The following is a 26,941-nucleotide window of genomic DNA, read 5'->3' on the forward strand; positions in this document are numbered from 1 at the left end:
GCAATCTGAATTTCGGAGCTTGAGAAGCAAACCGAGATTATTGTAGATTAAAGCCTTAGTCCGATCGACTCAAATCTTGCTCTGTTCCACAGTTGCGACAGTAGGGTAAGTGCTTGTAAGTTGGCTGATGGCAGTTGTGGCACTCTAAATTTTGATGATAGCCACAGTGCGGACAGTAGTTTTCATTGTGCTTCAAGGTTCTCGTACAGTTAAGACAGCGAGACTGTTGCACTAATGCAGAAGGCGGGAGTTTAGTCCGAACGGCAATCTTTTGGAAGAGCTTGATCAGGGCAAATCCTGCGATCGGAATGAGCAAAATATAGGCATAGCTCACCAGAAACAGCAATCCACCAAAAATCGCGCTGATGATATCGAACAAGAACTTGAATAATGCACCAACTTGCAGAAATTCAAAGATTTTCAGAATCAGCGGGATAAAGAAGATGATCAGCAAATGCCAGCTAATCAGTGCAACCAGCCCATAGCGCTTCCGCTCCGCAAACCGATAAACCAACCCTGCACCAATCAACAGAGGTACAAGGAACAAGGCTTGAAATGCTAGCTGAATGCTGGGATACCAAAAAGATGCTTGTTTATATCCCTGCTCAACCTCAGTGAACGCTCCATCATTTCTAAGAAGATTAAAAAACTCAACGCTTTCGGGTTTCGCGACTAATTCTGTTCTCAGCTTGGCAATCTCTCCTCTCAGTTGAGCAATCTGCTGATTGTTTTGATCGAGTTGTGCTTTGGCTTTCTCGGCACCCACATTATTAATCGATTGGTCACGATCTTGTCCTGCAATCTTTTCCAGCAGTGTCGAATCGTATTGAGCGCGAATGTTGCGATTAGAATTTTCTAGATTGCCAATGCTGTTTTGTTTTTGGTCAAGCGTTTTAACAAGCTTCTGGTTTGTAGGATTATCAACCTTGTCTTTCAGTCCTCCAAACGCTAGACAAGTCGGTGAAACACTGCCCAATCTCCCCTGATTCGCTTGCTGATATCGCTCCTGAAATCCCAGCGATCGCGGCGATGTTTCTCCTGGAAATATCTCAGGAGAGTTATTCACCACGGCGCTACGAACTCTCTCGAAATCTTTGTTTTGTGCGGTAGAAGTTCGATAGTCGCGCCACTCCGAATAGCAGGGATAAGCCTCATTCGGGCTGATTGTCCAATTACTAATATCATTCAGACCCGTAAATACATTAACTAAAATGAAGATATCGATCAAAATGATCACAATCAAACTCACTGCATTCAGTGGTTGCTTGTTGATCGATCGAGTTCGCGTAAAAAATTGTTGTAGCGATCGCCGAAATCTTCTCAACATAATCTGTCTCATCGCCTGAATCGGGGATTATTCAGGTGAAGTGGTTAGAACACATCCCCGTTGTGCTTTCTCTATCTAAAAGGAGATGCAGACCAAAGAGGATCGACAATGTGACAGGTTTCTAACTTGCCTAAGATTCAGAAAAGTGCGATCGCCCAAATTTAATTTCGATCCTGATGGGAATCGTAGTGCTTTCTTGAAATTTTTCGGCTTAAAAAATCTCGTTTGATAATCTCATAAGCTTGCTTATAAATCTGAAAATCAGTCGGTTTTTCAGGCTCTGGAATACTCTGCGTTACCGTGTGAAAGGCTTGAAACAGAGCATTCAATCCAGCGATCGCATCTTCAAGCGGAATCGCAGCGTGAAACGCATCTTTGCTGAAGCGAGTTGCATAAACAAGCTGATGGCGCTGTGCCAACTTCTCTAGCTTGTTCTCATGCACCAGTCGCGCCACCTCCGTTAAATCAGCACCGATTAATCGAGCCACTTTAGTTGCCGTTTCTTCATCGGGGTTGCTTTGCTTGAGGCAAATCCACCCAAATCCCGCCCGCGAGATGTTCACCTCTCTTGCAAGCTGGCTCATATTCGTCTGCGGATTTTCCTCTAAATACTGCAACACAAGCTGACCAAAAGCAGAGCACTCATCAGAATTTAGCTTTAATGAATTCATATTAATATCCAATCATTCCTATTGAGTACAACATCGAAACGAGTGTACTGATGTTCAGCGTAGGAATCCGGCATCAAAGCATCATCTGTCTATCGTGTCTATCTTAGGGCTTCGTTAGACGCATTTGGGGATCACACCACAGACTGGTGAATTGCGATCGCGCAGCCTCTTTACTCTTAAGTAAAAGCACTCCGATTACTTAAGAAAAGAAGGAGGTAAATGTGAGTTTTTTTCAACAAGGGCGTAGATTTTTAACCGCGATCGCGCTCGTTCTTTTATTAACCCTAACGACTGCGTGCGGTGGGGCAGCAACGGCAAAACAACCCCCCGCTCAAGCGCAAATCGATCGCACCAGTAGCTATGGACAACTTGCCTATGGCAATTCGTCTGCGGGTCAAGACTTTGGTACCTGGGTGATCAGTGCCAGTAAAGGCTTGATCAAGGATGCTTATGTGCGGGACAACAACAAGCTAGGGGTAGTGATTTCGCCGCAGGTCAAACCCAACGAAGTGAGAGACTTAGCCCGATCGCTGGCTCAAGGCTTCCACAAGAACTTTCCGAATCAAGATTTAACAGTTTTAGTTTATGCGCCTGATAAAAAGCTGATTCTGACTGCTCAATATGATGAGCAATCGAAGCAGATCCAGTATCAAGCTGGTTAGTAATTAATTGCGATTTGACTTAGGAGATAAAACAATGACAAGTAGTGATGCATATAAGCGTCAGGTGATGCAAGACTTAGCAGGCGGAAACAAAGAAAGCCTGGGAGATACAGACAGCTCGCAGGACTATCAAAACTTTGATGATTTTGCTCAAAGAACAACCCGCGATCAGCGCCATCAATTGTTCCAACGGTCTTTCCATCCTGATCGAGTCCCCACTCAGCAAATGGAACCCGAATTGCAAAAAGCGATCGCGCAAATTCAACCGAACGAGCGCGATGATGTTGCGCGTGAGTTCTTCAGCCATCTGAAAAAACGCGGTATTCACGATCGCGATTTAGAACATCAGCTTGGTCTTTCGACCCACCATCCTAGCCGGATGAGCGCGGATGATGTGAGTAAGCTAGCGAGTTTTGCGTACCACAACCATCCCGATATTTTCCAAGAAGTGTTGGCGGATCAGCCTGCGTTGGTGAAGTTTCTGAGTAATCCAATGGTAGGGGCAGCCCTCGGCGCGATCGCAGCGAAATGGTTCGGTCATCGCTAATCCCAATTCGATCCCCGAATCTATAACGATTCTGGTTGAGTTGTGAGCGCTAAAAAGAGTAGGGAGTAGGGATGTTGAAAAGGAAACGGCACTCCACTCCCCACTTCGCGACTGATTGAAGATCGTTATCTCTCTCAAGGTGGATAGATTTTCTATTGATCAATGCCTCCTTTAGCTGATGAGTTTGTCATTCAATTTAGTGTTAATTGAGCCTGTACGGACCTGTTCATTAATCAATCTCATTTTGGAATTTAAATATTATGGTTTTAGGTCATCAAAGCACCCCTATGAGCAACCACAAAAGAGCAGTTGGAATCTTCTCTAATCGCCGAGATGCAGAAAACGCGCTGCATGAGCTGAAGGCTTCAGGATTTAATATGGATCACGTTTCTGTGATTGCTCGTGATGCAGATCACGACAAGAACATTGCAGGCGCAGAGACAACCAAGTGCATGGGCAACAAAGCGGACAAAGGCGCAGGTGTTGGAGCCGTATCTGGCGGCGCATTGGGTGGCTTAACAGGCTTGCTCGTCGGCTTAGGAACTCTGGCGATTCCGGGCGTAGGCCCGATTATGTTGGCGGGTGCAGCCGCAACCACGCTGGCAACCGCAGCCGCAGGAACCGCGATCGGTGCAGCATCGGGTGGATTGCTTGGTGGCTTAGTCGGACTCGGAATTCCTGAACGTGAAGCTAAGATCTACAACGATCGCGTTCAGCAAGGCGACTATCTTGTGGTTGTGGATGGCACAGACGAAGAAATCCGACGTGCTGAAACAATCCTCAATCACCAAAATGGACTGCACGACTGGGCAGTTTATGATCAGCCCACGAATACTCATCAGGCTGCTGTTACGCCCGCAATGATGCCGCTCGAAAGCAGTGCCGCCTTGACCGATGCCCCGGTCGCAACCCAAAAGCGAGTTGAGACAACGGCTCCGGTCGTCGCTCCCACCAGAATGGAAACGCCTGCAACACCCATTGTCGATCGCACTCCTGCAACCGATGATGAAGCGGTTCGCTTGTACGAAGAACGCTTGATTGTAGACAAAGATCGCAATAAGACTGGAGAAGTCGCGATCGGTAAGCATATTGAAACCGAAACTCGTCAAGTCTCGGTTCCGATCGAGAAAGAGCGGGTTGTGATCGAGCGGATCACTCCGACCAACACAGAAGCGGTGGCAGGAAGCGATGCTTTTAGTAACGCAGAAATTCACGTAGAAGTGTACGAAGAAACTCCCGAAATTCAGAAGGAAGCTTTTGTGCGTGAGGAAGTGGTTGTTCGCAAGGAAGTGGTTCAAGAAACTCTTGCCGTCGAAGAAACCCTGCGTCGTGAAGAAATCGATGTCCACACCGAAGGCAATGCGATCGTCGATCGTGATCTAGACCAACGTTAAATCAACATCAGGAGCGGGAAAGAATGCTCTCGCTCCTTAGCCAATTATTTTGTAAAGTCATGAAAAAAGTTACTCTTCTTTTCCTCAGTGGTCTGTTGGCAATTAGTACCGCAGCTTGCGGCCCTGCAAAAACGAGTAGTGAAGCACCTGATACCACCACAACAGCGCCAGACAGTCAAAACGTAGACAAACCTGCTGCACAGGCGAGTCAGAATGATGCGACTGACGAAACTCGCAGAAAGCAACTGAATTCCGATATTCGATCGCGGGAGCAGCGCAATCAAGCGATTGGCGATCCAAATGTAAGGGATGATAGTGACCTCGCGAGCGAAGTGCGATCGAAGCTCGAGGCCAATCTGCCAAACAGTGCATTAGCAGTAGATGCGAAAGATGGAAAGGTTACAGTGAGCGGTACAGTTGTGGATCAAAGCCAACTCGGTAAAATCGGAACTTTAGCTAGGCAGATTAACGGGGTCAAAGCCGTTGAACTCAAAGTTAAAACCAAGCAAGCAGCAAAGCCAGACGCTCCAAATCCTGATAGCAAAAACATAACGCAGGATCATACGACCAATAAAAACTAAACGCTTTTAGTCAGCAGCCCAGTGTTTCTAACACTCTGGGCTGTTCAAGGTTGTTCACTAAGAATGATGGAATTGCTCTTTATAGCAGTCATTATTGTTAATTAAAGTTCTGCAATCTAAATCGATGGCACCCTCCAACAAGCCCACCCACAATTCTTTAAGCACCCGCAAAAGTAGCGCTGCAAACGTATTCGACTTCGGGAGAACGATCGCCCAAGGCTCGATCGGTTGGATCGGGCGTTTAAGCAGACGTGCAGGTTATGTCTTAGATTTTGTCGGGAACTTTCCACTCCTGCGAAATCCCATTGTCAGACGGTTCGCAGGGGTTCTGAAGCTAGAATGGCTGATTGGAATTAGCAATCAAGTTGACCTCGAAAAAGCCGAGGAAGCAGCGAAAAAACTTCAACGCCAATTTCCCGATGAAACTGCGGCGCAGATTGCACATCGTTTAATTGTCAAAAAAGCAGTACAAGCTGGAAGCACAGGTTTTGTCACAAGTATCCTTCCAGGGTTTGCAACAGCATTGTTAGCGCTCGATCTCGCCGCAACCACGGCACTACAAACTGCATTAGTGTATGAGATTGCAGCCGCTTACGGATTGAATCTGTGGGAGCCGGAGCGCAAAGGAGAAGTATTAGCAATTTTTGGTTTAGCGCTGGGTGGAAGCAATGCTTTAAAGGCAGGCTTAAGATTCTTGCGAAATGTGCCGTTTGCGGGAGCCGCGATCGGAGCTAGCACCAATGCGACGATTCTTTACTCCTTGGGCTATGCTGCCAGTCGATTTTATGAAGCAAAGCTGGCAAACAATGAACCCGAGACTGAAATACTCCAACGCATTCATCAGCAGAGCGAAAACTATCTCAATCTAGCCATCAATCAGCAAGCCATCATGGATCAAGTTCTTGCACAGATGCTGCTTGCTAGCTATCCAGGAAAAACCTGGGAGTCAATTCTTCCAGACTTGAAGACCCTACAGCTAGAACCTTCTTCGCTTAAAACAATCGAGACAAACTTACGATCGCCTCAACCGCTCGGCGCATTACTTGATCAGTTAAACTGCGATTTTGCTGCACCTTTGCTGGCTCAGTGTCGCCGCATTGCTGAAAGCAAAGACGGCATTTCTCCTCAAGAAGCGGAGGTGTTAAGTGCGATCGAGCAGCGATGCAACGCCCAACCTTTAAACGAAGTAGGACTTGCTACTTAGTACAGTGAGAGTACGTAAATCAATTTACGTACTCTCACTGTACTGCTTACAAATAATTAAATAATTAATCGTAATAACAGTGTTATTAAGGAATTTTTTGAAATAGAGTGAAGCAATACCCTGCTTTCGCGCTGTTCGCAACTGTATTTTATTATTCTTCCATTACCCAAAATATTACTATCGAACTGTTTTAGCTTGATCTTGCTTTTATAATTCAGGACGATGCGATTTAGCGATCTATTCCGTTGAATTTCGGTCTTCTTTACAAAGAATTTACAGTAAGAAAAAGATAACGCTAGAGATCGCTTTAGGCTGGCGTTAAACCTTGCACTGTTAGATTAATTCTTATACATTGAACCGCATCAAGGTTGTGTCGCTTACTCATAGAGATAAGCTTGCTCAGGGGTGCGATCGAAGAATTTGAAAGTAAGAGTATCAGACAGAGCGATCCCTCATACATACAGCGGGTCTATTCCCTAGTGTCTGGATTGAACTTATGCCCAACTATGCCCAAACTTGGAGCGCAGAATTGTAAGCAAGGATCGCTCCCGCCATCTCAGATGGACTTCTACCATTTCGTACACGTACATTTCCTGACGAAGTGCTATGACATTGACTCACACGCTAAACAACATCCAAGTCGTTCGTGACCCTTTTCCCTACATCATCATCGATAACTTTCTAGACGATGACTTGGCTCACCAAATCGAGCGGAACTTTCCGAAGCCAGAGGAAATGCCACGTCACTCCCCAGATTATGGATTGCTAGACGGTTGGCACCTCAATCCCCGCCACCAAACGATCGTTCAACGCGCAAGCTCAAGAAGCTTGTTCAAGCTGCTTGAATCTCCAGAATTCAGGAAGTATATGCAAGAAGTTTTTGGGGTAGAGCAACCCTTATTCTGCGATCCGCTCTACCAGGGTGCCGGATTTTTAACTGCGAAAAAGGGGGGCGTACATAAAATCCACCGCGATCGCAATCGTCACTTAAACACCCACTTCTACCGTCGTCTCACCCTGCTCACTTACTTCAATCGAGGATGGCAACCTGGGTATGGCGGCGAACTGAACTTATGGGATAGGAAAATCAAGCAAAACGTGGTGATCGAGCCATTATTCAATCGCTGCGTTGTCTTTGAAAATACAAGATATGCTTTTCACAGTGTTTCTGATGTCACTTTGCCAGCGGGGATGACTCGTAAGGCAATCAATTTTTACTACTACACCGAACTTCCTGCGCCCGAAGAGCGCCATACACACATTCACGATACAGAGTTCTTTGCTGCTCCTGGAGAGAAGCTACAGTTTTGGAAATATGTAGCACTCACGCGCTTTCCGATCCTTTTGATTGATACTGCAATCAATCGCAATGAAGCGGCTGCTAGATTTTTACAAAAGACCGGACTACGATCGCTATATTTACGCACAGCCGCAGCAACATTAAAGATAGTTTCTCCGAAAAAGTATCAGAAGTTGCTCAAATCTAGCAGGTGGAACTTGTTCCAGAAGCCAGACTATCGATTGATCGAATATTGGAAGCGATACAACAATCAAGAAACTTTGCGAGATTGCTCAAAGCCCTAGAACTTTGAGGCTTTAATGCTGCTTAGAAGGGCGATCGCTCTAGTCCAAGCCCGATCGCCCTCTTTATCCTTAACCCAGCAGATTTTTCCGAGCGCGTTCCTGCCGCGATTCGGCTTCGTCCATCAGTTTGGCAAAGTCCTCGATCGCTTCTCCCGGATAATTCTCGAACACACGAGTCGAAAGCGAAATTCGTCCTCGCCCTTCATCCAAATCGACAATCATCGCTTTAATCACCTGTCCGACTTGCAGCAGCGAGGGAAGGGATTCGATGTAGTTCTTACTAATTTGATTGATGTGAAGTAGACCCGTTGTGCCATCAAATTCGGCAAACGCACCAAACGGCTTGAGACTGGTAATCGTTGCTTCGACCAGTTGACCCACTTCTAACTGGCTGAAGTTTGCCGCTCGTGCTGCCAGACGATTTGACAAAACGATTTTGTTGCGATCGCGATCCAGTTCCAAAAACGTCGCAGATAGTGTCTGCCCTTTCAGCGCATCGAGATTTTCGCGTTCGACTAAGTGCGATCGTGGAATAAAGCCTCGTAATCCTTGCACATCAACGGTAACACCACCTTTATTTGAGCCAGTCACCCGAACCTGTAAACTCTGATTGGTTGCCTGCAAATCCGCGAGCTGTTCCCAAACTTTCTGAAGTTCAAGCTGACGCAGAGAAATGGTCACGCGCCCATCGGCATCCTGTTCGCGCACAATGACGAATTCTCGCTCCTCATCCAACGGCAGCACTACTGACACATCCGTCACCCGTCGCACACTCGCTTCTTCGATCGGCAAAAACGCCGGAGATTTTCCTCCGATATCGACTAAAGCACCATCGCTTTCATAGCTAAACGCTTTACCCGTCACTCGTTTCCCCTTTTGAAACTCGTAATCGTGCTGCTCTAGAGCTTTAGCGAAATCTTCCATCGAAAAGGAAGCATTAGTCGATCGATCTGGCATTTCTACTGATTCCTGAAAAATACGATCGCCACTTAACTGGCTTTCTAATTCTAGTGCCTTAGTCTCGAAAATAACGTCTTAACTTGTCCCCAAGCATCCGCCGCCGCAGTTGAATTGTAGTCCAATCGCTGATCGCAAAAGAATCCATGTCCTGCTGGGTAACGAAAGACGCGATGATCAACGTGATGCTCTTTCAGCGCGGCTTCGATTTGGTCGATTTGGTCGATCGGGATCAGTGGATCTTGTGTACCGAAAAAAGCATACAGCGTTCCTTTAATTTCTGGCGTTCGGGCGATCGTTGGTTCTCCCTCGCCCGGTGTCATCGTCGCAATTTCCGCACCATAGAAGGAAGCGGTCGCCTTGACTTCGGGCAACGTTGCTGCCAGATAGGCAACGTGCCCACCGAAGCAAAACCCGATCGTACCCACTTCGTTAAAGCCTTTGGTTTGCAGAAACGCGATCGTCGCGCTCAAATCGCTCAGCAATTGATCTGCTGTCGTTTGATCCTTGTGGAATCGCCCAAGCTTGGTGCCTTCCTCGCTATATTCCACCTCAAATCCGGGTGCAGTTCGCTGAAAAATCGCGGGCGCGATCGCCAAGTAGCCCGCTTGCGCCAATCGCTTTGTCACTGCTTGAATATGCGAATTCACCCCGAAAATTTCTTGAACCACAATAATGGCACCCAATGCGGAAACATCCGGTTCGCTGATGTAGGCATCAATATCAAGCGAACCAGTTGAAAGTTTGATCCAGGAGGAATTCACGATCGCGTCTCACAACACAACACTCCGTATTCTGAACGAAAAACGCAACTTTAGATCGACGAGAACAGACCGTTCTGACTTTAACTACCGTGACAAACTCAAAAGGGGATCGAAATGTCGCAGGCTATACTGTCTGTATCAGGGTCAGTAGAATTAATGTCAACCAGATAAAATCGCAACCCCGAAGAAGTACCCAACTCATTGCCTCCTGTCTCTTCTAAAATGAGGACAACGTTTGTGGGCTAATTAAGAGCACAACAACTAAAAGATTTTTCCTAGTAAGATTCCATGATTGAGGTTTGAGGGCACGGGCATGGTGCAATTTCATATTCAGCCAGATAGCGATATCCCGGCATCAACTCAACTGTATAACCAGATTTTATTTGCGATCGCATCGCGGCAATTTCCACCCGGACATCGTTTACCCAGCACTCGACAACTGGCAATGCAAACCGGACTACACCGCAACACAATTAGCAAAGTGTATCGCCAACTAGAAGATGCAGGCGTGGTCGATGCTCAAGCGGGGTCTGGAATTTATGTGCGCGATCAAGGGCACGATACAGGGGCACACATCAAGTCTCCCCTGCTTGAACAATATCCCCAAGCCCACAAAATCATTCAATCTAGTTTGGATGAACTGGTCAAACAAGGCTGTTCACTCGGACAAGCGCGAGAATTATTTCTTGCAGAGATTGATTGGCGATTGCGGTGTAGCGCTTCAGTTCTCGTGACGGCTCCCCAGCATGATTTGGCAAACGGGGAAGTTTTGATGCGGGAACTAGAGCGCGCTCTGGCAATTCCGATGCAGCTTGTGCCAATGGAAGAACTTGGACAAGTGCTAGATCAAACGCGATCGAGTACCGTCGTGACCAGTCGTTACTTTATCGCCCAAGCTGAAGCGATCGCGTCTCCGAAAGCAGCGCGAGTTATTCCGATCGATATCTACGATTTTGAGCAGGAATTGAAGCTGGTCAAAGTCATGCCAAAAGGCACTTGTTTAGGCATTGTCAGCCTGAGCGGTGGCACTGTCGGCGTAGCGGAGGTGATTATCCACAGCTTGCGCGGCGATGACCTGTTAGTCATGACCGCACAGATAGACGATCGCTATAAACTCAATGCAATGGTGAGAACGGCACAAACGATTTTCTGCTTTGATCAGATAAGTTGTGCAAGCGTAAAAGCAACGATCTCAGCTTCTCGCGATGACATCATTCGCCCGCCTCAAGTCATCTGCTGCGAAAACTTTATTGTGGGCAAATCGATTAATCTACTGAGACGAGAGCTAGGTTTGGAATAAGGATTAGGCAATTCTGATGGGTAGAGCCAGCTTCAGAACCGTCATTTCCGATTGCTGGTTCACGATTAAATCTGCACCTAAATCAAATGCAAATCGCCGCAGCAATGCCAATCTCAGGCTAGAAATATTTTGTTCTTGCTGAAGCCCGATTTCGTTGCCGCTCTTCAAAGCACAATTGGCGGAGAGGCAAAACGTTTGCTGCTCAAGATCGATTTGTGTGTGGAGTTGAATCGGTAAATCAGGAGTCAACTGATTGAGATACAAGAGCATTTGACTCAGCGCTTTTTCCAGGGTAGGCAAGTGAACGAGCAGTTTGGGAACTGGGTCTAGAGTTTGTTTAAGCTGAATTACGATCGTGGTGTCTCGCGAAAATCGCTCGATTAAGAGCGCTAACCAATCATGAATTTGCACTTCGTTCAGGGGTATCGCATCTGAAGAACTTGAAGAATTTTGAAACACGAGTAAATCGCTCACCAAGCGGAATTTTTCTTGCCACCCCTGCCGCAGAATGTTCAAGTATTGATCTAACCGTTGAACATGAGGGTTGGGAACGTCTGGATCGATCAGAGAAGCAACCCCGTGCTGCATTAGCTCGATCACCATTCGCATATTTGTTAGCGGTGTCCGCAGTTCGTGAGACAGCGCCTCAATAAATTCATCCTGGAGCGCCTTGAGCTGACTCAGTTCCACAATCTGCGCTTGTGCAATCTGGTTTTGCTGGGCAGATTGATAGGCTCGGATCACTTGGCTGACCAGTTGTCCGATCGCCTCGGCTTGAAACTCGCTCCAGCGCAGGTACTCTGACAGAATAATGCCGAATTCGCCGATCGTGCCGTGCTTTCCCTGAATGGGGCAGACAATCACTTGAGCCAGGGCGCGATAAATCGGCGGTAGGGTCTCTAGGGGTGGACAGAGCCAGCACTGGCGCTGAAACAGCCGCGAATAAAACGACGAGAATTTCGCAATTTCTACCGTGCGCCGCAGCAGCGATCTCGGTTCCGCATCTTCAGCATTAAACTCCGCTGCGATCGTCGAAATCGTCGCGGCTGGGTCGTGAAAGGCAATCCAACTGTAGTGAAGGTTTAGCGTTTGCCCAATTTCTTGCAGCATCCACTGGAGAAATTCCGTTCGATCGGTATCGCACTGATCGAAAATACGCTGGCGGAGTCGATCAACCGCGATTGCAAATTGAAGCTGTTCAGTACGCTCTTTTAGCTGAGCGCTCAACAGCGATTGCGTGGTCTCCAGAATTTGCTTTTGGGCATCTAGACTCGACTCGCGCTGGCAGCGATCACTCATATCCTGAAACACCATAACGCCACCAATAATCTCTCCATCTCGGTTGCGAATTGGAGAGGCACTGTCACCGACAGGGCGCTTTGTTCCGTCGCGCGATCGTAAAACTGCACGAGCGGGCAATGTAATTGTATCACCCTGGCATAAAGCTGCCAGAATCGGGTTGTTGATGGGCGCTCCGGTCTCTTCATCGATTAGATTCAGTACCCGTCCTGCAAATTCTCCCAAGGCTTGCTCCTGCGTCCAGCCTGTGAAGAACTCGGCGGCGGGATTCATGAACGTGATGAATCCATCGACATCGGTGGCGAGCGTGGCATCCCCAATGCTAACTAAGGTGGTGGCATACCATTGCTGGACATCCTTAAGAGCCGCTTCCATCTGGTGACGACGCAGGGCAACCTGAATCGTGGTGTGTAAATCTGCTTCGTGAAACGGTTTAATCAGGTAGCCGAACGGAGAGGTTTCGGTGGCACGTCTGAGCGTGTATTCGTCTGCGTGAGCCGTGAGATAAACAACGGGAAGATTCAGCTTGAGATAGAGATATTCTGCCGCAGAAACGCCGTCGCTTTTTCCTTGCAAGCAAATATCCATCAAGACCAAATCCGGGCGCTGGGTGGTGGCAATTTGGATTGCCTGACGGGCACTGGTTGCGATCGCAATCACCTGGTATCCAAATGTTTGCAATACTTCCTGCACGTGCCAAGCGACAACGCTTTCGTCTTCGACCACAAGAATTCTTTTCACGCTCACCGTTCTCACTTCTTAATTCGCTCTTATTGTAGGCTCTGTTGAGATATTTTAAGCAACAGATTTAAGCACAATTGAATGTGACATTGAACCGAGTTTTTTGAGCTTTTTCAACTGTAATCTGAGCGTTTAATTGATTCGCTAAAGCATTCACTAAGCGTAACCCCATCGATCGAATTTCCTGTAGCTCAAAACTTTCAGGAAGAATTTTTCCGTCATTTTCTACGATTAAGCAAACCTTAGAAGAATCATGGTTCAAGATGACGGTTACTTCTCCGATTTCTTCATCCATAAATCCATGCTTCAAAGCGTTGGTCATCAGTTCGTTCAGGATTAGACCACATGGAATTGCTTTCTCTAGGCTGACTACGATATTTGGCTGAACTTGAACCGATAAATTCACGCGCTCTGGCTGAATTCGATAAGTGTTGAATAAACTCAGCGTCAAAGATTGTACGTATTCTGAGAGGTTGACATTGGCAAAATCTTCAGAGCGGTATAAAGTATCGTGAACTAATGCCATCGAACTAATCCGGCTTTGACTATCCTTGAAAATTTGTTTTACTTCAGGATCTTGAATGCGCTGTGCTTGTAAATAAATTAAGCTCGAAATAATCTGCAAATTGTTTTTGACGCGATGATGAATTTCTTTGAGTAATGCTTCTTTTTCTTGTAGAGACGCTTGGACTTTGGCTTCTGCTAGCTTCTGAATAGTAATGTCTTCGATCGTTCCGGTATGCCCAATTAACTCGTTCTGTTCTGAAAACATCGGAGCAGTTCTGACGTGCAGCCATCGGATTTCTTGAGCCGAGGTAATAACCCGGAATTGCTCAGTGTGAGGTTGCTCTGCCCTAGCATCTTCGATCCAGCGAGGCAAGATCCGATCGCGATCGTCGGGATGCACATACTTTAGCCAACGATCTCCAATACTTTCTTCGAGCGTATGTCCAACAATCTCTTCGCAACGGGAATTGATGTAGGTACACTGTCCCTGCACATTACAGCTAAAAATGCCAAAGGGTAGACAGGCACTAAGTGCTAACCATTGTTCTTCGGTTTGGTGGGTTGCGATCAGCAGCGACGCAGAGTGCGGATTGAGCAGAGTTTCGAGTTGAACAAGGACAGTCGAGAGAGAGTGATCGATCGCGGGTTGAACGGGTTGCGGCAGAGCAGTGATCGATCGCTGAAACGCCTGAACTTGTGCTCTAAAGGCACGAATGCGTAATTCTAGCTCAGGAGGATTCGGGTCTAAAGTCTCGTCCATGTGACATGAATCCCAGGGGTCATAGCAAACTTTATCAGAGATTTAGCCCGATATTTGAGCTTAGCAGCAGGCTTTAACTTGAAAGAGAGAGCTGAGCTATATCGACACCCCACTCCCCACTTCCTTTCGGATCGCTATACCTCCGCTTCTGTTGGAGAACCGATTAAAGGGTGCAGTTTTCTCTTTCTTAAATAGTACGTATGCTAAATAACTTTTGCATATGAGCATTCTAGTTAAAATATTTAGCGCTAAATAAACAGGTATATCAATACTCTTTAGCTCTAATCTGTTCATCGCTTCACTGTGAAATTTCCAATGAAAGCTGCCTCGTTAAATGATTATCAACCCAAATCATCTGAGATCTCCCAATGCGATCGCTGCGGGTACATTCGGCTAACTCTATTGGCAATTTTCCTCGGCGCATCAATCGACGGATAATGCGACTGTCACTGGAAAGGTTCGCTCGATCGGCTCACGAGTGTCAGGAACGGTCGATCAAGTGTTTGTTGAGGAAAACCAGGAAATTAAGACGGAACAACCCCTAATTCAACTAAATCGGCGTAAACTACTCCCTCCATACCCGCTTAGGGTTAGAGGGAGTAGTTTACTTCCTGTGAAACTTAAAAATTACAGTCCGGTTTCAGGATCAACTTCAGCCACAGTTGGATCAACGCCCATCGGTGCAACATAGTCTCTGAAGAAGGTGATTTGTTGTTCAAACTCCATTTGCTTCACGCGATCGAGCAAAGACTGTGCCTCTTCTGCAAGCTGATATCCTGGCGGCATGGGGATGATCGTTGCATTTTCCATGCCCTGCGCCAACAAGTACCAGACGAGCAGCTTGGTTGTATCACCCAGTGCGCCATATTCGCGAGTGAGTTGGGTGTTGCGGCGGCAAATCAAATCGCGCTGTACGTTTAATTGTTCTTCGTGGGGGAGTTCTTTAATTTGGTTGAAGATACCTTCTGCGATCGCGGGCGAAACGGTGCTTGCACCAGGTGCGGCTGGTGTGATCGCGCCGCCCATTTCCTTGTAAATAAACCAGAACAACGCAAGCTGAGTATCAGCATCCAATTGCTGAAACGCTTCGACTAAATCGTTTGCCGTTCCCGAAGTTGTATAGGTCATAAAGTAGTTACCAATTCGACCTCCAAACCGTAGCAAGACGGACTGTTTTACTCGACCTGCCAGAGATAGACCGCTGAACCTAGCTACAGACAGAGGCAGCTAGGTTTAAATTTCTCAGGATTGCAAGTTTCCCTTTGAACAGACACTATTAATAAAGAAGATAATAAAGAAGAGTTCAATCGCACGATCGTTGAAACTGTCTCATGTTGAAACTGTCTCATTCTGATCAAAAAGAATTTTCAGTAATCCATCAGTCTGGCGTGATTCCGTACCGTATTCAATCGGGTAACATTGAGGTGCTCTTAGTTACTACAACTAAACGGAGTTCCGCCAAAAACGCCGATCGTTGGAGCATTCCCAAGGGCTGGATTGAACCGTTCATGTCCGCAGCGGACTCGGCAGCAAAAGAAGCTTACGAAGAAGCAGGAGTTCGCGGTTTAGTCAAAACTCCGGCGATCGGAGACTATCAGCGCCGAAAGCTAGGTTTGCCTTGTCGAGTCGAAGTCTTTCTCATGCAAGTTGAAGTCGTTCTCGAAGATTGGGCAGAAGCGAAAGTCAGAAAGCGGCGCTGGTTTAGCGTTTTACAAGCAATCAAAAAGGTGCAACATCCTCAACTCAAACGGCTGCTTGCTCAACTGCCGGAAATGCTCTCTCCTAATGCAGAAGGCGTGAGCAAGAGCAGAGAGCTAGAGTAGAACACCTGTGATTGAAGTAGTGATATGACTAAGAAAAAATCTAAAAAGAAACACAATAAAAAAGCTAAAGACAAAGAGACTAAAGACCAGAAGAATCAGACCCGCTTAGATAGCGCTGGACAAGGCATCAAGACTGCGGGCATGGTGATGGCGAGTGTGCTGCTTGGACAGATTATAGAAGCGGCGATCGAACGCCTCCTGCAAAAGTTTCCTGCTCATGCTCCTTTGCCTGCAACGGCTGAGAACGGCAGCAATGGTCAAGAACTTCCTCATACTATCGCGCATCCAGTAGAGCAACCTGGCATGACCCTAGCCTCCGGGATGGGAGCTTCGCCACTGGGTGTACAAGATGTGATTGAGGCAGTTCGCGATGCTGTTCGAGACGTGGCACCAACACTAGACGACGTGGTGGATACGCTTAAAGTGGGGACTTGGCGATCGGTACAGCAGGCAGTTGGAACAGCAGGTAACACTACGATGACAGCAGTTGAGGGTGCGGTTTCAGGTGCGAAAACTTTGATCGATAAATTGCATCCTACTGAACCTGTGGCATCTAAAAAATTGGGCAAAAAGAAGCGCAAAGATAAGAAAAAGTAAGCATAGATGCCAAACTGCTGTTCTTCTAATGGAGTTGAGGAGAACATCTGTTAGCGATGTTACAGAAGTCATTTTCGACCTGCTTAGAGGCTCTTGTAAAGATTAAGTAGCAATGGAAAATAATACCAGATTGATTTGTGGATGCGACAGATTCTCGCCCCCTAAGTCCCCCATTCTGGGGGACTTAGGGGGCGAGAATCTGTCGCATTCTATGTTTAATTCGGTATAAGCCTGAAAAGCGCGATCGCTGACTGAGCAAATTAGTTGTATTCAAGACCTGTGGAGCAACGTGATTGAATAGCTCTTCTGACGGAAATCTTTGGAAAGCCATCCACGGGTCTTGAATATCACTTAGCATTTCTATTCTGCAAGATCGCGATCGCGCTGCACTTTCTTTCGAGGTTTTCCCATGAGCGGAATTGCGGAATTATGGACTTCCATACATTACGTAGAATTCGGATCAGGTGCAGCGTCCGGATCAGACATTCTCTTCCATTTCAACTGATCTAGCCATTGATAGAAACGATCGGAAATGCCGATCAACTTTAGGGCTTTGATTGCCGCACTTCATTCTTTCTCTCCCTACTCTTCGCTAATGCAAAGCTCAGTGAACCATTGCCAGTCTAATTCGGGCAGGGCGGCGATGTCACGAGCGGCGCGGACGGAAAGAAAATGCAAACCATATCCACTGCGTTCTGCAAAATCACGGCGATCGCAACCTCGATGCAGGTATATTAATGGCTAGTTCCAAAGAAAGGTATGCCAAATCTGACACGCGCTCAACTATTGCATTACGGTATCGCTGGACTCAGCGTTTTGATGGCAACACTGCTGATGCTTCTGCTAGACCCATTGCTTGCCATGACTCAAAGTCCTTTCCTGCTGTTCTTTGGTGCTGTAATGATCAGCGCTTGGTCAGGTGGCTTGGGTCCGGGACTGTTTGCAACTGCTTTGTCGGGTTTGATTAGTACCTACTACTTTCTTCCTCCTATTTATTCCCTGTCTCTCAATTGGGTGAGCGGTTCACGGTTGAGTTTATTTCTACTAGAGGGCGCATTGATCAGTCTTCTATCTAATGCACTCCGAGTTGCAAAACGGCGAGTGGAGCGCATGTTGTCCAATTTGAGGATCAACGAGGAACAGTATCGGCAAGTGGTCATTCAGACCCAAGAACAGGCAAATACGCTGAATGCAATTTTTGCAACCTCCGTCGATCATATTTACGTTTTTGATCAAGAGGGGCGATATCGCTACGTCAGCGATAAGGGTGCTCAAGTGCTGGGTTTTCAAGCTACTGATTTAATTGGAAAAACTTGGCGAGACATTGGGTTACCTGCCGATTTAATGGAAGAGGTAGACGCTCAACGAGAAACCGTGATGTCTACGGGTCGATCGCTAAAAGGCGAAACCGATTTTGTGACCGATCAAGGAGTGCGGTCTTACGAATACATTCTCACCCCCTTGGGTACAGATCAATCCACAAAATCTGTGGCTGTCATTTCTCGCGACATTACCGAGCGAAAGCAAGCAGAATCCGAGCGAGACCAATTGCTCATGCGAGAGCAGGCCGCTCGCTCAGAAGCGGAAGTTCAGCGGAACCGCCTTCATTCACTCCTGCTTCAAGCTCCAGCGTTTATCTGTACCCAGTTCGGTCCTGATCACGTTTTCGAGTTTGCCAATCCTCTCTATTGTCAACTTGTAGGGAACCGCGAACTGATTGGGCGTACGGCTCGAGAAGCCTTTCCTGAGCTACAGGGACAAGGGCTTTATGAACTCTTAGATCAAGTATTTGTAACAGGGCAGCCGTTTGTCGGCAACGAGATCGCCGTTCAATTTGACCGACAAGGGAATGGGACGATCGAAGAGGGATTTTTCAACTTCATCTACCAGCCGATCTTCGACATTAACGGCGCTGTAGAAGGGGTGATTACCTTTAGCTTTGAGGTGACCGATCAGGTTGTGGCACGACAGCAAGCCGAAACTTTGGCAGAGAATCTGAGATCTCAACAGGTTAAGCTAATGAAAAGCGAAGCTCGGTTCAGCCGCTTGGTTGAGGCGAACATTATTGGCGTGTTTTTAGCAGGTCCTGAGGGCACGATTATAGAGGCGAATGATGCGTTTCTCGAGATGGTCGGTCATACCCGTGAGGACTTGCACAATGGCAGTATAAACTGGGCTGAAATGACACCACCAGAGTACGTCCAGCAAGACGAGCAAGTATTGCAAGAACTTGCTAGCTCCGGCAGTTGTGCCCCGTTTGAGAAAGAGTACCTCCGCAAAGATGGCAGCCGAGTTCCCATTCTGCTAGGAGCCGCGGAGCTTGAAAGCGACGAACTCGCTTGGGTCTGTTTTGTTTTAGACCTCACCGAAAGTAAGCAGATTGAGGCTTTGTTACGTCAGCAAGCTGAGGAATTATCTCGTGCTAATCGACTCAAAGATGAGTTTCTCGCTACCGTCTCCCACGAGTTGCGAACTCCCTTGAATGCCATACTGGGATGGTCCACGATGTTGCGCTCCAAACAGCTTGATCAAGCCACTACAAGCCGGGCGATCGCGACGATCGAGCGCAGTGCTAGGGCGCAGAATCAACTCATTGACGACCTACTGGATGTTTCTCGAATTATTACTGGCAAGCTGCGCTTAAATGTTCGTCCAGTCGTCCTAGTTTCGGTCATTGAGGCGGCGATCGATTCTATTCGCCCTGCCGCAGAAGCAAAAAACATTCGCCTTCAAAGTATTTTAGACCCCGCTGCGGGTCCTGTTTCCGGCGACCCCGACCGCCTTCAACAGGTATTCTGGAACTTGCTCTCTAATGCCGTTAAGTTTACTTCCAAAGGCGGTCGAGTTCAAATTCGACTAGAACGCATCAATTCCCATGTTGAAGTGACGGTGAGTGACACCGGGCAGGGAATTAGTCCTGAGTTTTTACCTTACGTCTTTGAGCGCTTACAGCAAGCAGATAGTACAACCACTAGAGCGCACGGTGGACTCGGGCTGGGTCTGGCGATCGTTCGTCATTTGGTGGAGCTACATGGAGGAAGCGTTCATGCCGTCAGTCTCGGTGAAGGACAAGGCGCTACTTTCATGGTCGATCTTCCCGTTACCATCTTTCGCTCGGAATCGACAAACCTTGAACGGGTACACCCTACGGTCAGTGATACAGCCCCTTTGACTAATGCACCGAGATTGGATGGCTTAAAAGTTTTGATCGTAGATGATGAAGCAGACGCTCAAGAGTTGCTAGCGACTCTCTTGAGACAATGGGGGGCGGTGGTCACAACAGCGGCATCGGCGAGGGAAGCTTTAGCGTTCATGACTCAAAGCAGCGTTGAGCAAAGACCTGATGTATTGGTCAGCGACATTGGAATGCCAGGTGAGGATGGGTACACCCTGATTCGTGAAGTTCGAGCCTTAGCGCCAGAACAGGGAGGTAGAATTCCTGCGATCGCCCTGACTGCCTATGCTCGCACGGAAGACCGCATCAAAGCATTAGCTTCAGGGTTCCAATCCCACGTCCCCAAGCCAGTTGAACCAACTGAGTTTATTGCAGTAGTAGCAAACTTGGTCGAGCGCTTGTGAGTGTCAGCAAATCTCAACTCACAGATGGATGACCTGGGGCTCGAACCCAGAACCAGCGGATTAAGAGTCCGATCATGAAAAACGCCTATACCAACGTGATACAGGCGAAAATCCCAGTAAAATCAAGCTTTTTGACTTGAGCAAATGTACTAAATTATCTCGAAATGACTTGAATAAACATTGCAATTTAGGGCAGAGCTTAGGGCGGTAATGGGCGATCGTCACGCTGCATTAGAAGGTCGTAAGCCCTTTGATGTACCTCATCGGTGATCCAATAATGATAGGTATTTGTATGCTCTTTATAGCTGTGACCCATCTGCTGTGCTGCGAGTTCAACGGGTAAACCGAACTCGATCGTCCGAACTGCCCATCGATGCCGCAAATTATAGGGATTGCGGAAACCGGATCGCCTAAATGCAGCCGTCACTCGATGCCCTAGCTTACGATTGTTCTTTCCGCTGACCTGCGGCAGTCGTGAGACATTCCACAATTGCCATTTGTCCCACCATTCGGGGTAAACTGCCCAGACCCTCCTCTCTCCGGTCTTTGCGCTGCTTCCGTCTTCATGATCGACGATGCTGAGAACCGGAGATTCTTTCAGCTTTTCCAAGTCGATGTAGAACAATTCGTGATTCCGCAATCCATATTTGAGTCCGGCTGGACTGGCATAGATTCCGAGTGCGATATCTTGCTGTTTCCAGTCTGTCCCACCTGGTTTGGGTGGCAATGTTGCACGTAAGGATAGGCGATCGCCTCTACATCGGACGGTTACGCCGATTTTCGCCGATTTTAAGCGGTTGTTCAGTTGTTTTAAGTCCATTGGTTCGATTAGTAAGTTTTCCGCTTCTCAGGAGACGTATTTAGCTGCTCTGAGCATCGATTCACATGAAATTGCAGCGTCGGACGTTTCGATCCGGGTGGAGACACATCGCGATAGTGATACCCAACTTTGAACATTCTCGATCGATATAACTCTCTCAGTTTCCCGGCAGTCAGATCAAGCGCGATCGCTGCTTCTTTTGTGTGGAACCAAGTCTTACCGCTCATAGCTACGATTCTTCTTGTAATTTGCGTAAAGGGTTAATGATTTCTCAGCCAGTTGCAGCAATTTTGCTGAACCGGGACGTTTCGCGATGCGATCGATTAATTTGTGGCATCGCAAGCGCACCTCATCTGGATGTGAGAGCTGCTCTGTATTGGCTTCGGAAGCTTCGCTCATGCTGATTGCCTCCTAAAATCCTGTGAATACGGTGGATCAGAACCTTGCCCTAATTCCGTGTTCGGATGTTGTTTTGCTTCGACGGTATTCGCCGATTCTGCCTGTGTTTCTGATGCAGAAGGCGTTTCGACTGGAGCAATCAGATTTAGCCGTTCCCGCGCTGGTGCGAGTGCCTTATCCCGATATTCCCAAGCAGTAGCTTGATCGCTTTCCTTCACGCAATCAATTGCAACCGTGTAGACACGCTTTTGTGCCCCGCGCTTGCCTTGAGTCCTGATTGCTACGGACTGCAATCCAATTTCCTTGAGCAGTTTACCGCATACATCAACAGGTGTATGTTGCCTGCGTCCTTTCGAGTCGATGTATTCCGTGCGATCGTCAGTCCGAAATAGTATCTAAGTTGCTTCGCGTGCTTAACTGCCCAGTCTTGAACCTGGATGCAACGTGGGTCAGAGTTAGAAAATTCAACGCCGCGATCTGCAAGTTGCAAAATCCCACTCTGTCTGAGCAGTTGCGCTCGAACGTACCGCCTGGGCAGTCGGTGAGCCATTCCAAGTTCGTCACGGCAGATTGTTTCGACTGATTCGCGATCGAGTTCTTTTGCAGCCGCAATATTCTCGGTCAATGCTTGCATTTCTGCTCCCCGTCCCAATTTGCCGCGCTGCTTAATCAGGAGCCACAAGCAGTTATCAAAATCATCGAAGTTGCGACCGGGGAAGCGTTCACACGCTAAAGTTTTAAGTGCTTTGATTTCATCCTCAAGACTGCATTCAGAAGCCAGGATTTTGTGAGCCGCATCGATCGACTCGCAGACGGGGGAATCTGCATATTTAGCGGCATCCTCGTTATCGATTTCGTCTCGAACTTGGCTCAAAACCTTCTGCTCGTCGGAATCCTTGCCCCACTCTTGAATTTCGACCGTGTGCCCCAATTCTTGCAGGGCTGAGATCCGATATTCACGGGCGATCGCTTTCTGTGCCCCTCGCAACGCGCACATTTCGGAGTAATAAGCCTGCGCTGCTGTGAGGATTGCGACTTTGCGATCGTCGGTTTCTGCCAGAGCTTCAACGGCAAAGTGAGCCGAAAATGCTTGTTTATCTTGGGTGAGCCTGCGATCAATTGCGCGTGGAAACATGAGCGACTCATCGCCAGAAGTCAACACGAACTTAGGACAGTACACGAACCGGGGAACGGTCGGACGATAACGCCCTAACCTTTACATCCAGCCATCCGGATCGATCGCACCTACGAAATATCCGTAAACAGCATCGAAGCCTTCCCGCGTAATTGAAACACCCGTTTTGATGGAAGGAGAAACGATCAGGAAATCAGGCTGAATTTGGCTTAACCAACTGTCCGGATCATCGAAGAAAGTTCTAAATTTGCCTTTTCGATTGGTTTCCGAGTCGATTCGCACGATTCTTTTATCAGGAAACTCACGCTGTAAACGCCGCTCAATCTGTTTCCCGCCAGCTTGCGAGTCGATCGCAATTAGAAGCCGCTTTGATTCTGCGTAGCCTTCACCTTCAACGGCATCAGCCAGAATCTTGCTCATGAATCCGCTCAATCCGCCAGATCCGATCGTCACTTGCCGCGGTGCATTCTGCCGATGGTGCTTAAAGTATCGAACGTTGTCTGATGCCGAATAAGCCTTGAGCAGTTCGATCGAACATGGGTGAATTTCGGACTCACTGACTACGATCGCGCCACTCATGCCACATGCAAGGCAAATCTCAGAGAATCGATCAAGGATTTCTCCGTGTTTGCTTCCTAGCGTTTCGCCCTTGATTGAGTGATCAAGAAACTAATTCACCTCATCTAGAACAAGCAATAAAGGCTTTTCTGTGATAAACCAGTCGGGAATTCGCCGCAACGAATCGATGCACATCGCCGCGCCGTTTGCCTCATTAATGTCGCGCAAAAACGCACCGTACTGATTGTCGCCGTAATCCGAGATGTGCGGCGCGTTTGCGGCGCTGGCGATTTGCTGACTAAGCGAATTGATCATCGAGAGAATCAAGACCCGTCCACCGTTGCGTTTCCAATTACAGATAATGTCTTCCGTGGTTCGAGTGGTTTTCCCTGCGCCCATGTTTGCAGCGATCACAGTAATCGAACCGATTGGAATCTCGCTAGGCAGTTCGGGCAAATAATCATCTGTGGTATCGCGATCGGGTGTCAGCATCAGAGCTTTGAGATTGCAAATGATCTCGAAGTATTGTCGAATCAATCCGCACTTACGCCACTCGTTGAGGGTGAGCGATGTTGCGATCGTTTGATCGAGCCATGCCGCGCCACGATTAACAAACGCATCATCAATTCCCTTCCCATCAGCACTATTCCATGTCGCGATCGAGACTTTGCAGCCGTGATTCTGTAGAATTTGCCCTAGTTGGCGAACTTGACAGCCCACGTTAGCGACCGTCTTCGGTTTCTCGTCTTGGTCAAAGACGATCATGGCTTGCCTTCCTTCAGTAGCGAATTCTTGCAGAATCGGGAATAGCTCGTTGCCGCCTTTCGGATGCCAATTTGCGACCCCACGAAGCGCGATCGCTGGATACCCTTGCTGAGTTAAGAGAACCGCTTTCTTGGGTCCTTCAGTGATGCAAACTGGCAGATTGCACCGCTTAACGGTTCTCCAGAACGATTCACCTTCTAACGGAACAACGCCATATTTCTCGAAAGTCTTTTCTGCGGTAGCGATATCTACAAATGGCAGAATCGGCAACGCCTCGCACTTTCCAGGGGTCTCGTATTTGATTGGTTTCGGATTCCCCTTGCTGAAATCGTACCGGGGAACCCTCGGCTTAACGTAAGCGATTTCTGCAAGATCGCCGTCGATTGTACTGCCCCAAGCTACCCAAACGCCGTGAGCCGAATTCTCGTATCGTCTCAGGCTATATTGAGCCGATCGCGTCACATATTGAATGCTCTGATTAAACGCAATTTCATGCCCTGCAAGAATTTGGGCCGGTTCCTCACCTACGATCACTTGCATATTCAGTGAGAGCATATCGTCACTGATACCGCTTGATTTCCAATCCGCGATCGCCCATTCTTGCGTTGTCTGATTGGCTTGTTTTGCGATTTGTGGAGCTTCCCAAGTCGAATTTAGGGAAACGCCTTCGCGACAAAGTACGGATAGATTCACACGGCAACATCCAGCGATCGCATCCGCTCGACAGTTGCCTTTATTATGCTGCTCTGCCATATCGCCATATCATCGACATTCGTCGCACGTCTGTTTGCACCGTCTTTCCCGCCGCGATCGCTGTGTCCTCTCAAGTGGTTGATTTTGCTGGCTCAAGGGCAAGAGGTCAAAACGCTCGGCATCGAAGGCGAGGGTAGTCTACGGGATAACCTGACTTACGTTTATCTCAAGGGATTTGCGGAGAAACACGCTCAAGAATGCGGATTGGATATCTCCGAGCACGATCAACCCTGCCTGATTGATGGCAAGCTTGCAGACATCTCTAAACTGGCTACCCTCGCGCCTAATGCCACACCGACCGAGATTGCTGAACATAGGCCGATTGCAACCCCACAAGACTTAGAGCAGATGTACAACGCGCCATCCGCCCAGCATGAGGCAGAGGAAACCATTTCAGAGGTTCCATCCTCACAACCGTTGATTAAGCAAGCGTTTCCAAATTGGAAGCAGAAATCGATCGAAGTGGCAGCGTTGATCGTGGATTGGTTAGCGGCGCGAACAGATAAATCTTTTTTGCCTTCCGAGATTCGTAAGTCGATTCGCAAGCTGAAAGACGATCCAACTTTGACATCAGAGCGACTTAAAGCCGCGCTGGATGCGTTGGCAACGGCTCAACTTTTGAGCGAGTCAGAGGGCAAATACTCGGTCGCCCCAATGCCTGATACCGACGATTACGATTTTTAGGAGAAACAAAGTGGACTTTCAAGACGTAGTTCAAGCAACGCAAACTGGGCGATCATTCAAGATTAAACAGCCCCGATTCTGGGTGCTGTGTTCGCTCTATTTGCCGGATGAGATTGCAGAAAACTTACCCGCGATCGACATTGTCAAAGTGCGAGGGCAGTACCTTTTAGGTTTCAATTTCAAGCCCGTCAAAGGTGAATATTTCCCCTACTGTGGACACATCTGGCAAGTGGCAAACAACCCGATTCAGTTTCCGACTAGATACAAGACAACGGGACGGAAGAATTCGCCATTTATCATGGCTAAATATATTTCAAATTATGAGAGCGAAGCGAAATGTTTGCAGCCATGATCAAGCATTCTCTTAATAGTTGATGCCTGCCCATGAGACACGAGACAGACGAGACAGAGGGGTCATTTTTGACCCATGAGACACGAGGCTGCCTCGTGTCTCATGGGTTTCTCACGGTTTTGTCTCGTGTCTCGTCCGTTTTGTCTCGTCGGTTTTGTCGCGTTTGTCTCGTAGATTAAAGCGATCGATAATTAATTCATAAAACTATTAGAAAAACCACGATTATTTGATCGTGACTTACATTTTTGCAGGTGGCTAAAGACTTCTGTGAGAATCGTTAGCCCGTCCTTGTAACTTCGGTTTTGAATTTCACGGACTCAGTCTTAGGTTGTTCATCTCGCTGAAGTGTATGACTTTCATTGTTTGTTAGAGAAGTATGCATATTGATGTGTGCTTGGCTTCTCTCCTGAGGGTGAGGCAATCACACTGCGTAATTGGCTCCATTAAGTCAGAGAAAGAGAAGGACTAAGACAACTAGGACATGGAGCATTCTTCTAGTCAAGTGAGTGTTACTGGCAAAAAACAAGCACATCAAACGCAGCTTTTAGCAGGAGTAAAAGTCTTGCTGGTGGAGGATGAGTGTGATGTAGCAGATTTACTGCTGTTTATCCTGAGTGAAGCCGGAGCAGAAGCCATCTGGGTCACGCAAGCCAATGACGCTTTGGCGCAACTTCATCGCTCTCGTCCAGATATCCTTCTTTCTAACATCAGATTGCCTGACCGCAATGGCAATTGGCTGATCCAAGAAATTCGTCAGGCAGAATTTGGAAGAATGGCTCGCCTTCCAGCGATCGCCGTTACATCTTACACGCGAGAATTTAACGCAAACAAGGTTTTGGAATCCGGGTTTGATCGGTTCTTGCCCAAGCACATTGACCCAGAAGAAATTATCTCAGCCATTCTCGATCTGGTTTGACTGAGGGTCAGATGTCTCGATCGGGACGATTGGCAACGTGATGATGAAGCTTGTCCCCTTGCCCTCTGCACTTTCAACCTCAATTGTCCCTTGATGCATTTCAGTCAAGCTCTTCGCCAGGAATAAGCCTAAGCCCCATCCTTCCTGCTCTCCAGCAGTCTTAGTACGACGAAATTGTTGAAAAAGAATGGATCGCGCCTCTGGAGAAATGGGCTGCCCTTCGTTATGAATAGTGATGTGGATTGTTGTTGCAGTGTGTTGC

The 26,941-nt window shown here is 47.7% G+C and carries 28 protein-coding genes; 14 read left to right on the forward strand and 14 right to left on the reverse strand.

The features are described 5' to 3' along the window. Positions 1–55: 55 nt before the first annotated feature. Positions 56–1,327 carry a hypothetical protein gene (locus NC980_RS08125; RefSeq protein ID WP_190378404.1) on the reverse strand — a complete coding sequence of 424 codons (1,272 nt, stop codon included), beginning with the start codon at positions 1,325–1,327 and terminating at the stop codon, positions 56–58. Positions 1,328–1,488: 161 nt separating this feature from the next. Then, positions 1,489–1,998 carry a hypothetical protein gene (locus NC980_RS08130; RefSeq protein WP_190378405.1) on the reverse strand — a complete coding sequence of 170 codons (510 nt, stop codon included), beginning with the start codon at positions 1,996–1,998 and terminating at the stop codon, positions 1,489–1,491. A gap of 221 nt (positions 1,999–2,219) precedes the next feature. On the opposite strand from NC980_RS08130, the gene NC980_RS08135 reads away from it, so the two are divergent. The 6 genes from NC980_RS08135 (at position 2,220) to NC980_RS08160 (ending at position 7,970) form a co-directional block, all read left to right on the forward strand. Continuing rightward, positions 2,220–2,660: a hypothetical protein gene (locus NC980_RS08135; RefSeq protein ID WP_190378406.1), complete on the forward strand. Its 441-nt coding sequence runs from the start codon at positions 2,220–2,222 to the stop codon at positions 2,658–2,660. 34 nt (positions 2,661–2,694) lie between these two features. Then, entirely contained in the window at positions 2,695–3,207 is a 513-nt protein-coding gene (locus NC980_RS08140; protein ID WP_190378407.1) for a hypothetical protein, read from the forward strand. A 287-nt stretch (positions 3,208–3,494) separates the two neighbouring features. Beyond that, a complete protein-coding gene (locus tag NC980_RS08145) occupies positions 3,495–4,601 on the forward strand; it encodes a DUF2382 domain-containing protein (RefSeq protein ID WP_242027106.1) in 1,107 nt (368 codons plus the stop codon). A 59-nt stretch (positions 4,602–4,660) separates the two neighbouring features. After that, a complete protein-coding gene (locus NC980_RS08150; protein ID WP_190378409.1) occupies positions 4,661–5,182 on the forward strand; it encodes a BON domain-containing protein in 522 nt (173 codons plus the stop codon). Between the two features lie 124 nt (positions 5,183–5,306). After that, a complete protein-coding gene (locus tag NC980_RS08155) occupies positions 5,307–6,386 on the forward strand; it encodes an EcsC family protein (RefSeq protein WP_190378410.1) in 1,080 nt (359 codons plus the stop codon). Between the two features lie 606 nt (positions 6,387–6,992). Further along, a complete protein-coding gene (locus tag NC980_RS08160) occupies positions 6,993–7,970 on the forward strand; it encodes a 2OG-Fe(II) oxygenase (protein ID WP_190378411.1) in 978 nt (325 codons plus the stop codon). A gap of 69 nt (positions 7,971–8,039) precedes the next feature. Here the strand turns inward: NC980_RS08160 and NC980_RS08165 are convergent, their stop codons facing one another. Further along, entirely contained in the window at positions 8,040–8,927 is an 888-nt protein-coding gene (locus tag NC980_RS08165) for a S1 RNA-binding domain-containing protein (RefSeq protein WP_190378412.1), read from the reverse strand. A gap of 50 nt (positions 8,928–8,977) precedes the next feature. Next, positions 8,978–9,691 carry a dienelactone hydrolase family protein gene (locus tag NC980_RS08170; RefSeq protein WP_190378413.1) on the reverse strand — a complete coding sequence of 238 codons (714 nt, stop codon included), beginning with the start codon at positions 9,689–9,691 and terminating at the stop codon, positions 8,978–8,980. Positions 9,692–10,004: 313 nt separating this feature from the next. Here NC980_RS08170 and NC980_RS08175 point away from each other — a divergent pair, with 313 nt between their 5' ends. Next, positions 10,005–10,991, forward strand: coding sequence for a GntR family transcriptional regulator (locus NC980_RS08175; protein WP_190378414.1), 987 nt, complete (start codon positions 10,005–10,007; stop codon positions 10,989–10,991). 3 nt (positions 10,992–10,994) lie between these two features. Here NC980_RS08175 and NC980_RS08180 read toward each other — a convergent pair whose 3' ends face one another. The 3 genes from NC980_RS08180 to NC980_RS08190 all read right to left on the reverse strand — a co-directional run bounded on the left by NC980_RS08180 (position 10,995) and on the right by NC980_RS08190 (position 15,426). Next, the gene (locus NC980_RS08180) at positions 10,995–13,031 is read right to left on the reverse strand and encodes a response regulator (protein ID WP_190378415.1); all 2,037 of its coding nucleotides are present in this window, start codon (positions 13,029–13,031) and stop codon (positions 10,995–10,997) included. Positions 13,032–13,098: 67 nt separating this feature from the next. Next, complete coding sequence (locus tag NC980_RS08185; RefSeq protein ID WP_190378416.1) at positions 13,099–14,298, reverse strand: histidine kinase dimerization/phosphoacceptor domain -containing protein; 1,200 nt, start codon at positions 14,296–14,298, stop codon at positions 13,099–13,101. Between the two features lie 627 nt (positions 14,299–14,925). Beyond that, positions 14,926–15,426, reverse strand: coding sequence for an orange carotenoid protein N-terminal domain-containing protein (locus NC980_RS08190; protein WP_190378418.1), 501 nt, complete (start codon positions 15,424–15,426; stop codon positions 14,926–14,928). Positions 15,427–15,629: 203 nt separating this feature from the next. Here NC980_RS08190 and NC980_RS08195 point away from each other — a divergent pair, with 203 nt between their 5' ends. From NC980_RS08195 to NC980_RS08205, 3 genes are all read left to right on the forward strand, one after another. Next, positions 15,630–16,121: an NUDIX hydrolase gene (locus NC980_RS08195; protein WP_190378419.1), complete on the forward strand. Its 492-nt coding sequence runs from the start codon at positions 15,630–15,632 to the stop codon at positions 16,119–16,121. Between the two features lie 24 nt (positions 16,122–16,145). After that, entirely contained in the window at positions 16,146–16,718 is a 573-nt protein-coding gene (locus tag NC980_RS08200; RefSeq protein WP_190378420.1) for a hypothetical protein, read from the forward strand. Between the two features lie 759 nt (positions 16,719–17,477). Further along, positions 17,478–20,297 (forward strand): PAS domain S-box protein, encoded by a 2,820-nt coding sequence (locus tag NC980_RS08205; RefSeq protein WP_190378421.1) that lies wholly within the window; start codon positions 17,478–17,480, stop codon positions 20,295–20,297. A gap of 199 nt (positions 20,298–20,496) precedes the next feature. On the opposite strand, the gene NC980_RS08210 is transcribed toward NC980_RS08205, so the two are convergent. Genes NC980_RS08210 through NC980_RS08220 form a run of 3 tightly spaced genes read right to left on the reverse strand, consistent with a single transcriptional unit; the run spans position 20,497 to position 21,516 of the window. Next, positions 20,497–21,117 (reverse strand): hypothetical protein, encoded by a 621-nt coding sequence (locus tag NC980_RS08210; RefSeq protein ID WP_199298653.1) that lies wholly within the window; start codon positions 21,115–21,117, stop codon positions 20,497–20,499. A gap of 8 nt (positions 21,118–21,125) precedes the next feature. After that, complete coding sequence (locus tag NC980_RS08215; protein WP_190378422.1) at positions 21,126–21,344, reverse strand: DNA-binding protein; 219 nt, start codon at positions 21,342–21,344, stop codon at positions 21,126–21,128. Further along, positions 21,334–21,516: a hypothetical protein gene (locus tag NC980_RS08220; RefSeq protein WP_190378423.1), complete on the reverse strand. Its 183-nt coding sequence runs from the start codon at positions 21,514–21,516 to the stop codon at positions 21,334–21,336. Before NC980_RS08220 ends, NC980_RS08215 begins: the two co-directional genes overlap by 11 nt. A gap of 31 nt (positions 21,517–21,547) precedes the next feature. Between NC980_RS08220 and NC980_RS08225 the strand changes: the two genes are divergently transcribed. Then, positions 21,548–21,715, forward strand: coding sequence for a hypothetical protein (locus tag NC980_RS08225; protein WP_348253916.1), 168 nt, complete (start codon positions 21,548–21,550; stop codon positions 21,713–21,715). Positions 21,716–21,796: 81 nt separating this feature from the next. Here NC980_RS08225 and NC980_RS08230 read toward each other — a convergent pair whose 3' ends face one another. From NC980_RS08230 to NC980_RS08240, 3 genes are all read right to left on the reverse strand, one after another. Beyond that, on the reverse strand, positions 21,797–22,651 hold the full coding sequence (locus tag NC980_RS08230; RefSeq protein ID WP_190378425.1) for a hypothetical protein: 855 nt from the start codon (positions 22,649–22,651) through the stop codon (positions 21,797–21,799). A gap of 81 nt (positions 22,652–22,732) precedes the next feature. Then, positions 22,733–23,230 carry a hypothetical protein gene (locus tag NC980_RS08235; RefSeq protein WP_190378426.1) on the reverse strand — a complete coding sequence of 166 codons (498 nt, stop codon included), beginning with the start codon at positions 23,228–23,230 and terminating at the stop codon, positions 22,733–22,735. A gap of 90 nt (positions 23,231–23,320) precedes the next feature. Continuing rightward, a complete protein-coding gene (locus NC980_RS08240; RefSeq protein WP_190378427.1) occupies positions 23,321–24,727 on the reverse strand; it encodes a DUF3854 domain-containing protein in 1,407 nt (468 codons plus the stop codon). Between NC980_RS08240 and NC980_RS08245 the strand changes: the two genes are divergently transcribed. The 3 genes from NC980_RS08245 (at position 24,713) to NC980_RS08255 (ending at position 26,679) form a co-directional block, all read left to right on the forward strand. Further along, positions 24,713–25,411 (forward strand): hypothetical protein, encoded by a 699-nt coding sequence (locus tag NC980_RS08245; RefSeq protein WP_190378428.1) that lies wholly within the window; start codon positions 24,713–24,715, stop codon positions 25,409–25,411. The two genes, NC980_RS08240 and NC980_RS08245, sit on opposite strands and share 15 nt — an antisense overlap. A 10-nt stretch (positions 25,412–25,421) precedes the next feature. Next, the gene (locus NC980_RS08250; protein WP_190378429.1) at positions 25,422–25,763 is read left to right on the forward strand and encodes a hypothetical protein; all 342 of its coding nucleotides are present in this window, start codon (positions 25,422–25,424) and stop codon (positions 25,761–25,763) included. 481 nt (positions 25,764–26,244) lie between these two features. Then, a complete protein-coding gene (locus NC980_RS08255) occupies positions 26,245–26,679 on the forward strand; it encodes a response regulator (protein ID WP_190378430.1) in 435 nt (144 codons plus the stop codon). On the opposite strand, the gene NC980_RS08260 is transcribed toward NC980_RS08255, so the two are convergent. Then, on the reverse strand, positions 26,656–26,941 hold a 286-nt coding region (locus NC980_RS08260; protein WP_190378431.1), incomplete at its 5' end, for a HAMP domain-containing sensor histidine kinase. The genes NC980_RS08255 and NC980_RS08260 overlap by 24 nt on opposite strands.

Origin of the sequence: Leptolyngbya sp. AS-A5 (assembly GCF_039962495.1) — a bacterium.
GTDB lineage: Bacteria > Cyanobacteriota > Cyanobacteriia > Leptolyngbyales > Leptolyngbyaceae > Leptolyngbya.

Bases quoted from the DNA above. Each gene is read 5' to 3' on its own strand.
- NC980_RS08125 (WP_190378404.1), bottom strand. From the start codon at position 1,327: ATGTTGAGAAGATTTCGGCGATCGCTACAACAATTTTTTACGCGAACT.
- NC980_RS08130 (WP_190378405.1), bottom strand. From the start codon at position 1,998: ATGAATTCATTAAAGCTAAATTCTGATGAGTGCTCTGCTTTTGGTCAG.
- NC980_RS08140 (WP_190378407.1), top strand. From the start codon at position 2,695: ATGACAAGTAGTGATGCATATAAGCGTCAGGTGATGCAAGACTTAGCA.
- NC980_RS08145 (WP_242027106.1), top strand. From the start codon at position 3,495: ATGAGCAACCACAAAAGAGCAGTTGGAATCTTCTCTAATCGCCGAGAT.
- NC980_RS08150 (WP_190378409.1), top strand. From the start codon at position 4,661: ATGAAAAAAGTTACTCTTCTTTTCCTCAGTGGTCTGTTGGCAATTAGT.
- NC980_RS08155 (WP_190378410.1), top strand. From the start codon at position 5,307: ATGGCACCCTCCAACAAGCCCACCCACAATTCTTTAAGCACCCGCAAA.
- NC980_RS08160 (WP_190378411.1), top strand. From the start codon at position 6,993: ATGACATTGACTCACACGCTAAACAACATCCAAGTCGTTCGTGACCCT.
- NC980_RS08165 (WP_190378412.1), bottom strand. From the start codon at position 8,927: ATGCCAGATCGATCGACTAATGCTTCCTTTTCGATGGAAGATTTCGCT.
- NC980_RS08175 (WP_190378414.1), top strand. From the start codon at position 10,005: ATGGTGCAATTTCATATTCAGCCAGATAGCGATATCCCGGCATCAACT.
- NC980_RS08185 (WP_190378416.1), bottom strand. From the start codon at position 14,298: ATGGACGAGACTTTAGACCCGAATCCTCCTGAGCTAGAATTACGCATT.
- NC980_RS08190 (WP_190378418.1), bottom strand. From the start codon at position 15,426: ATGACCTATACAACTTCGGGAACGGCAAACGATTTAGTCGAAGCGTTT.
- NC980_RS08195 (WP_190378419.1), top strand. From the start codon at position 15,630: ATGTTGAAACTGTCTCATTCTGATCAAAAAGAATTTTCAGTAATCCAT.
- NC980_RS08200 (WP_190378420.1), top strand. From the start codon at position 16,146: ATGACTAAGAAAAAATCTAAAAAGAAACACAATAAAAAAGCTAAAGAC.
- NC980_RS08205 (WP_190378421.1), top strand. From the start codon at position 17,478: ATGCCAAATCTGACACGCGCTCAACTATTGCATTACGGTATCGCTGGA.
- NC980_RS08210 (WP_199298653.1), bottom strand. From the start codon at position 21,117: ATGGACTTAAAACAACTGAACAACCGCTTAAAATCGGCGAAAATCGGC.
- NC980_RS08215 (WP_190378422.1), bottom strand. From the start codon at position 21,344: ATGAGCGGTAAGACTTGGTTCCACACAAAAGAAGCAGCGATCGCGCTT.
- NC980_RS08220 (WP_190378423.1), bottom strand. From the start codon at position 21,516: ATGAGCGAAGCTTCCGAAGCCAATACAGAGCAGCTCTCACATCCAGAT.
- NC980_RS08230 (WP_190378425.1), bottom strand. From the start codon at position 22,651: ATGTTTCCACGCGCAATTGATCGCAGGCTCACCCAAGATAAACAAGCA.
- NC980_RS08235 (WP_190378426.1), bottom strand. From the start codon at position 23,230: ATGAGTGGCGCGATCGTAGTCAGTGAGTCCGAAATTCACCCATGTTCG.
- NC980_RS08245 (WP_190378428.1), top strand. From the start codon at position 24,713: ATGCTGCTCTGCCATATCGCCATATCATCGACATTCGTCGCACGTCTG.
- NC980_RS08240 (WP_190378427.1), bottom strand. From the start codon at position 24,727: ATGGCAGAGCAGCATAATAAAGGCAACTGTCGAGCGGATGCGATCGCT.
- NC980_RS08255 (WP_190378430.1), top strand. From the start codon at position 26,245: ATGGAGCATTCTTCTAGTCAAGTGAGTGTTACTGGCAAAAAACAAGCA.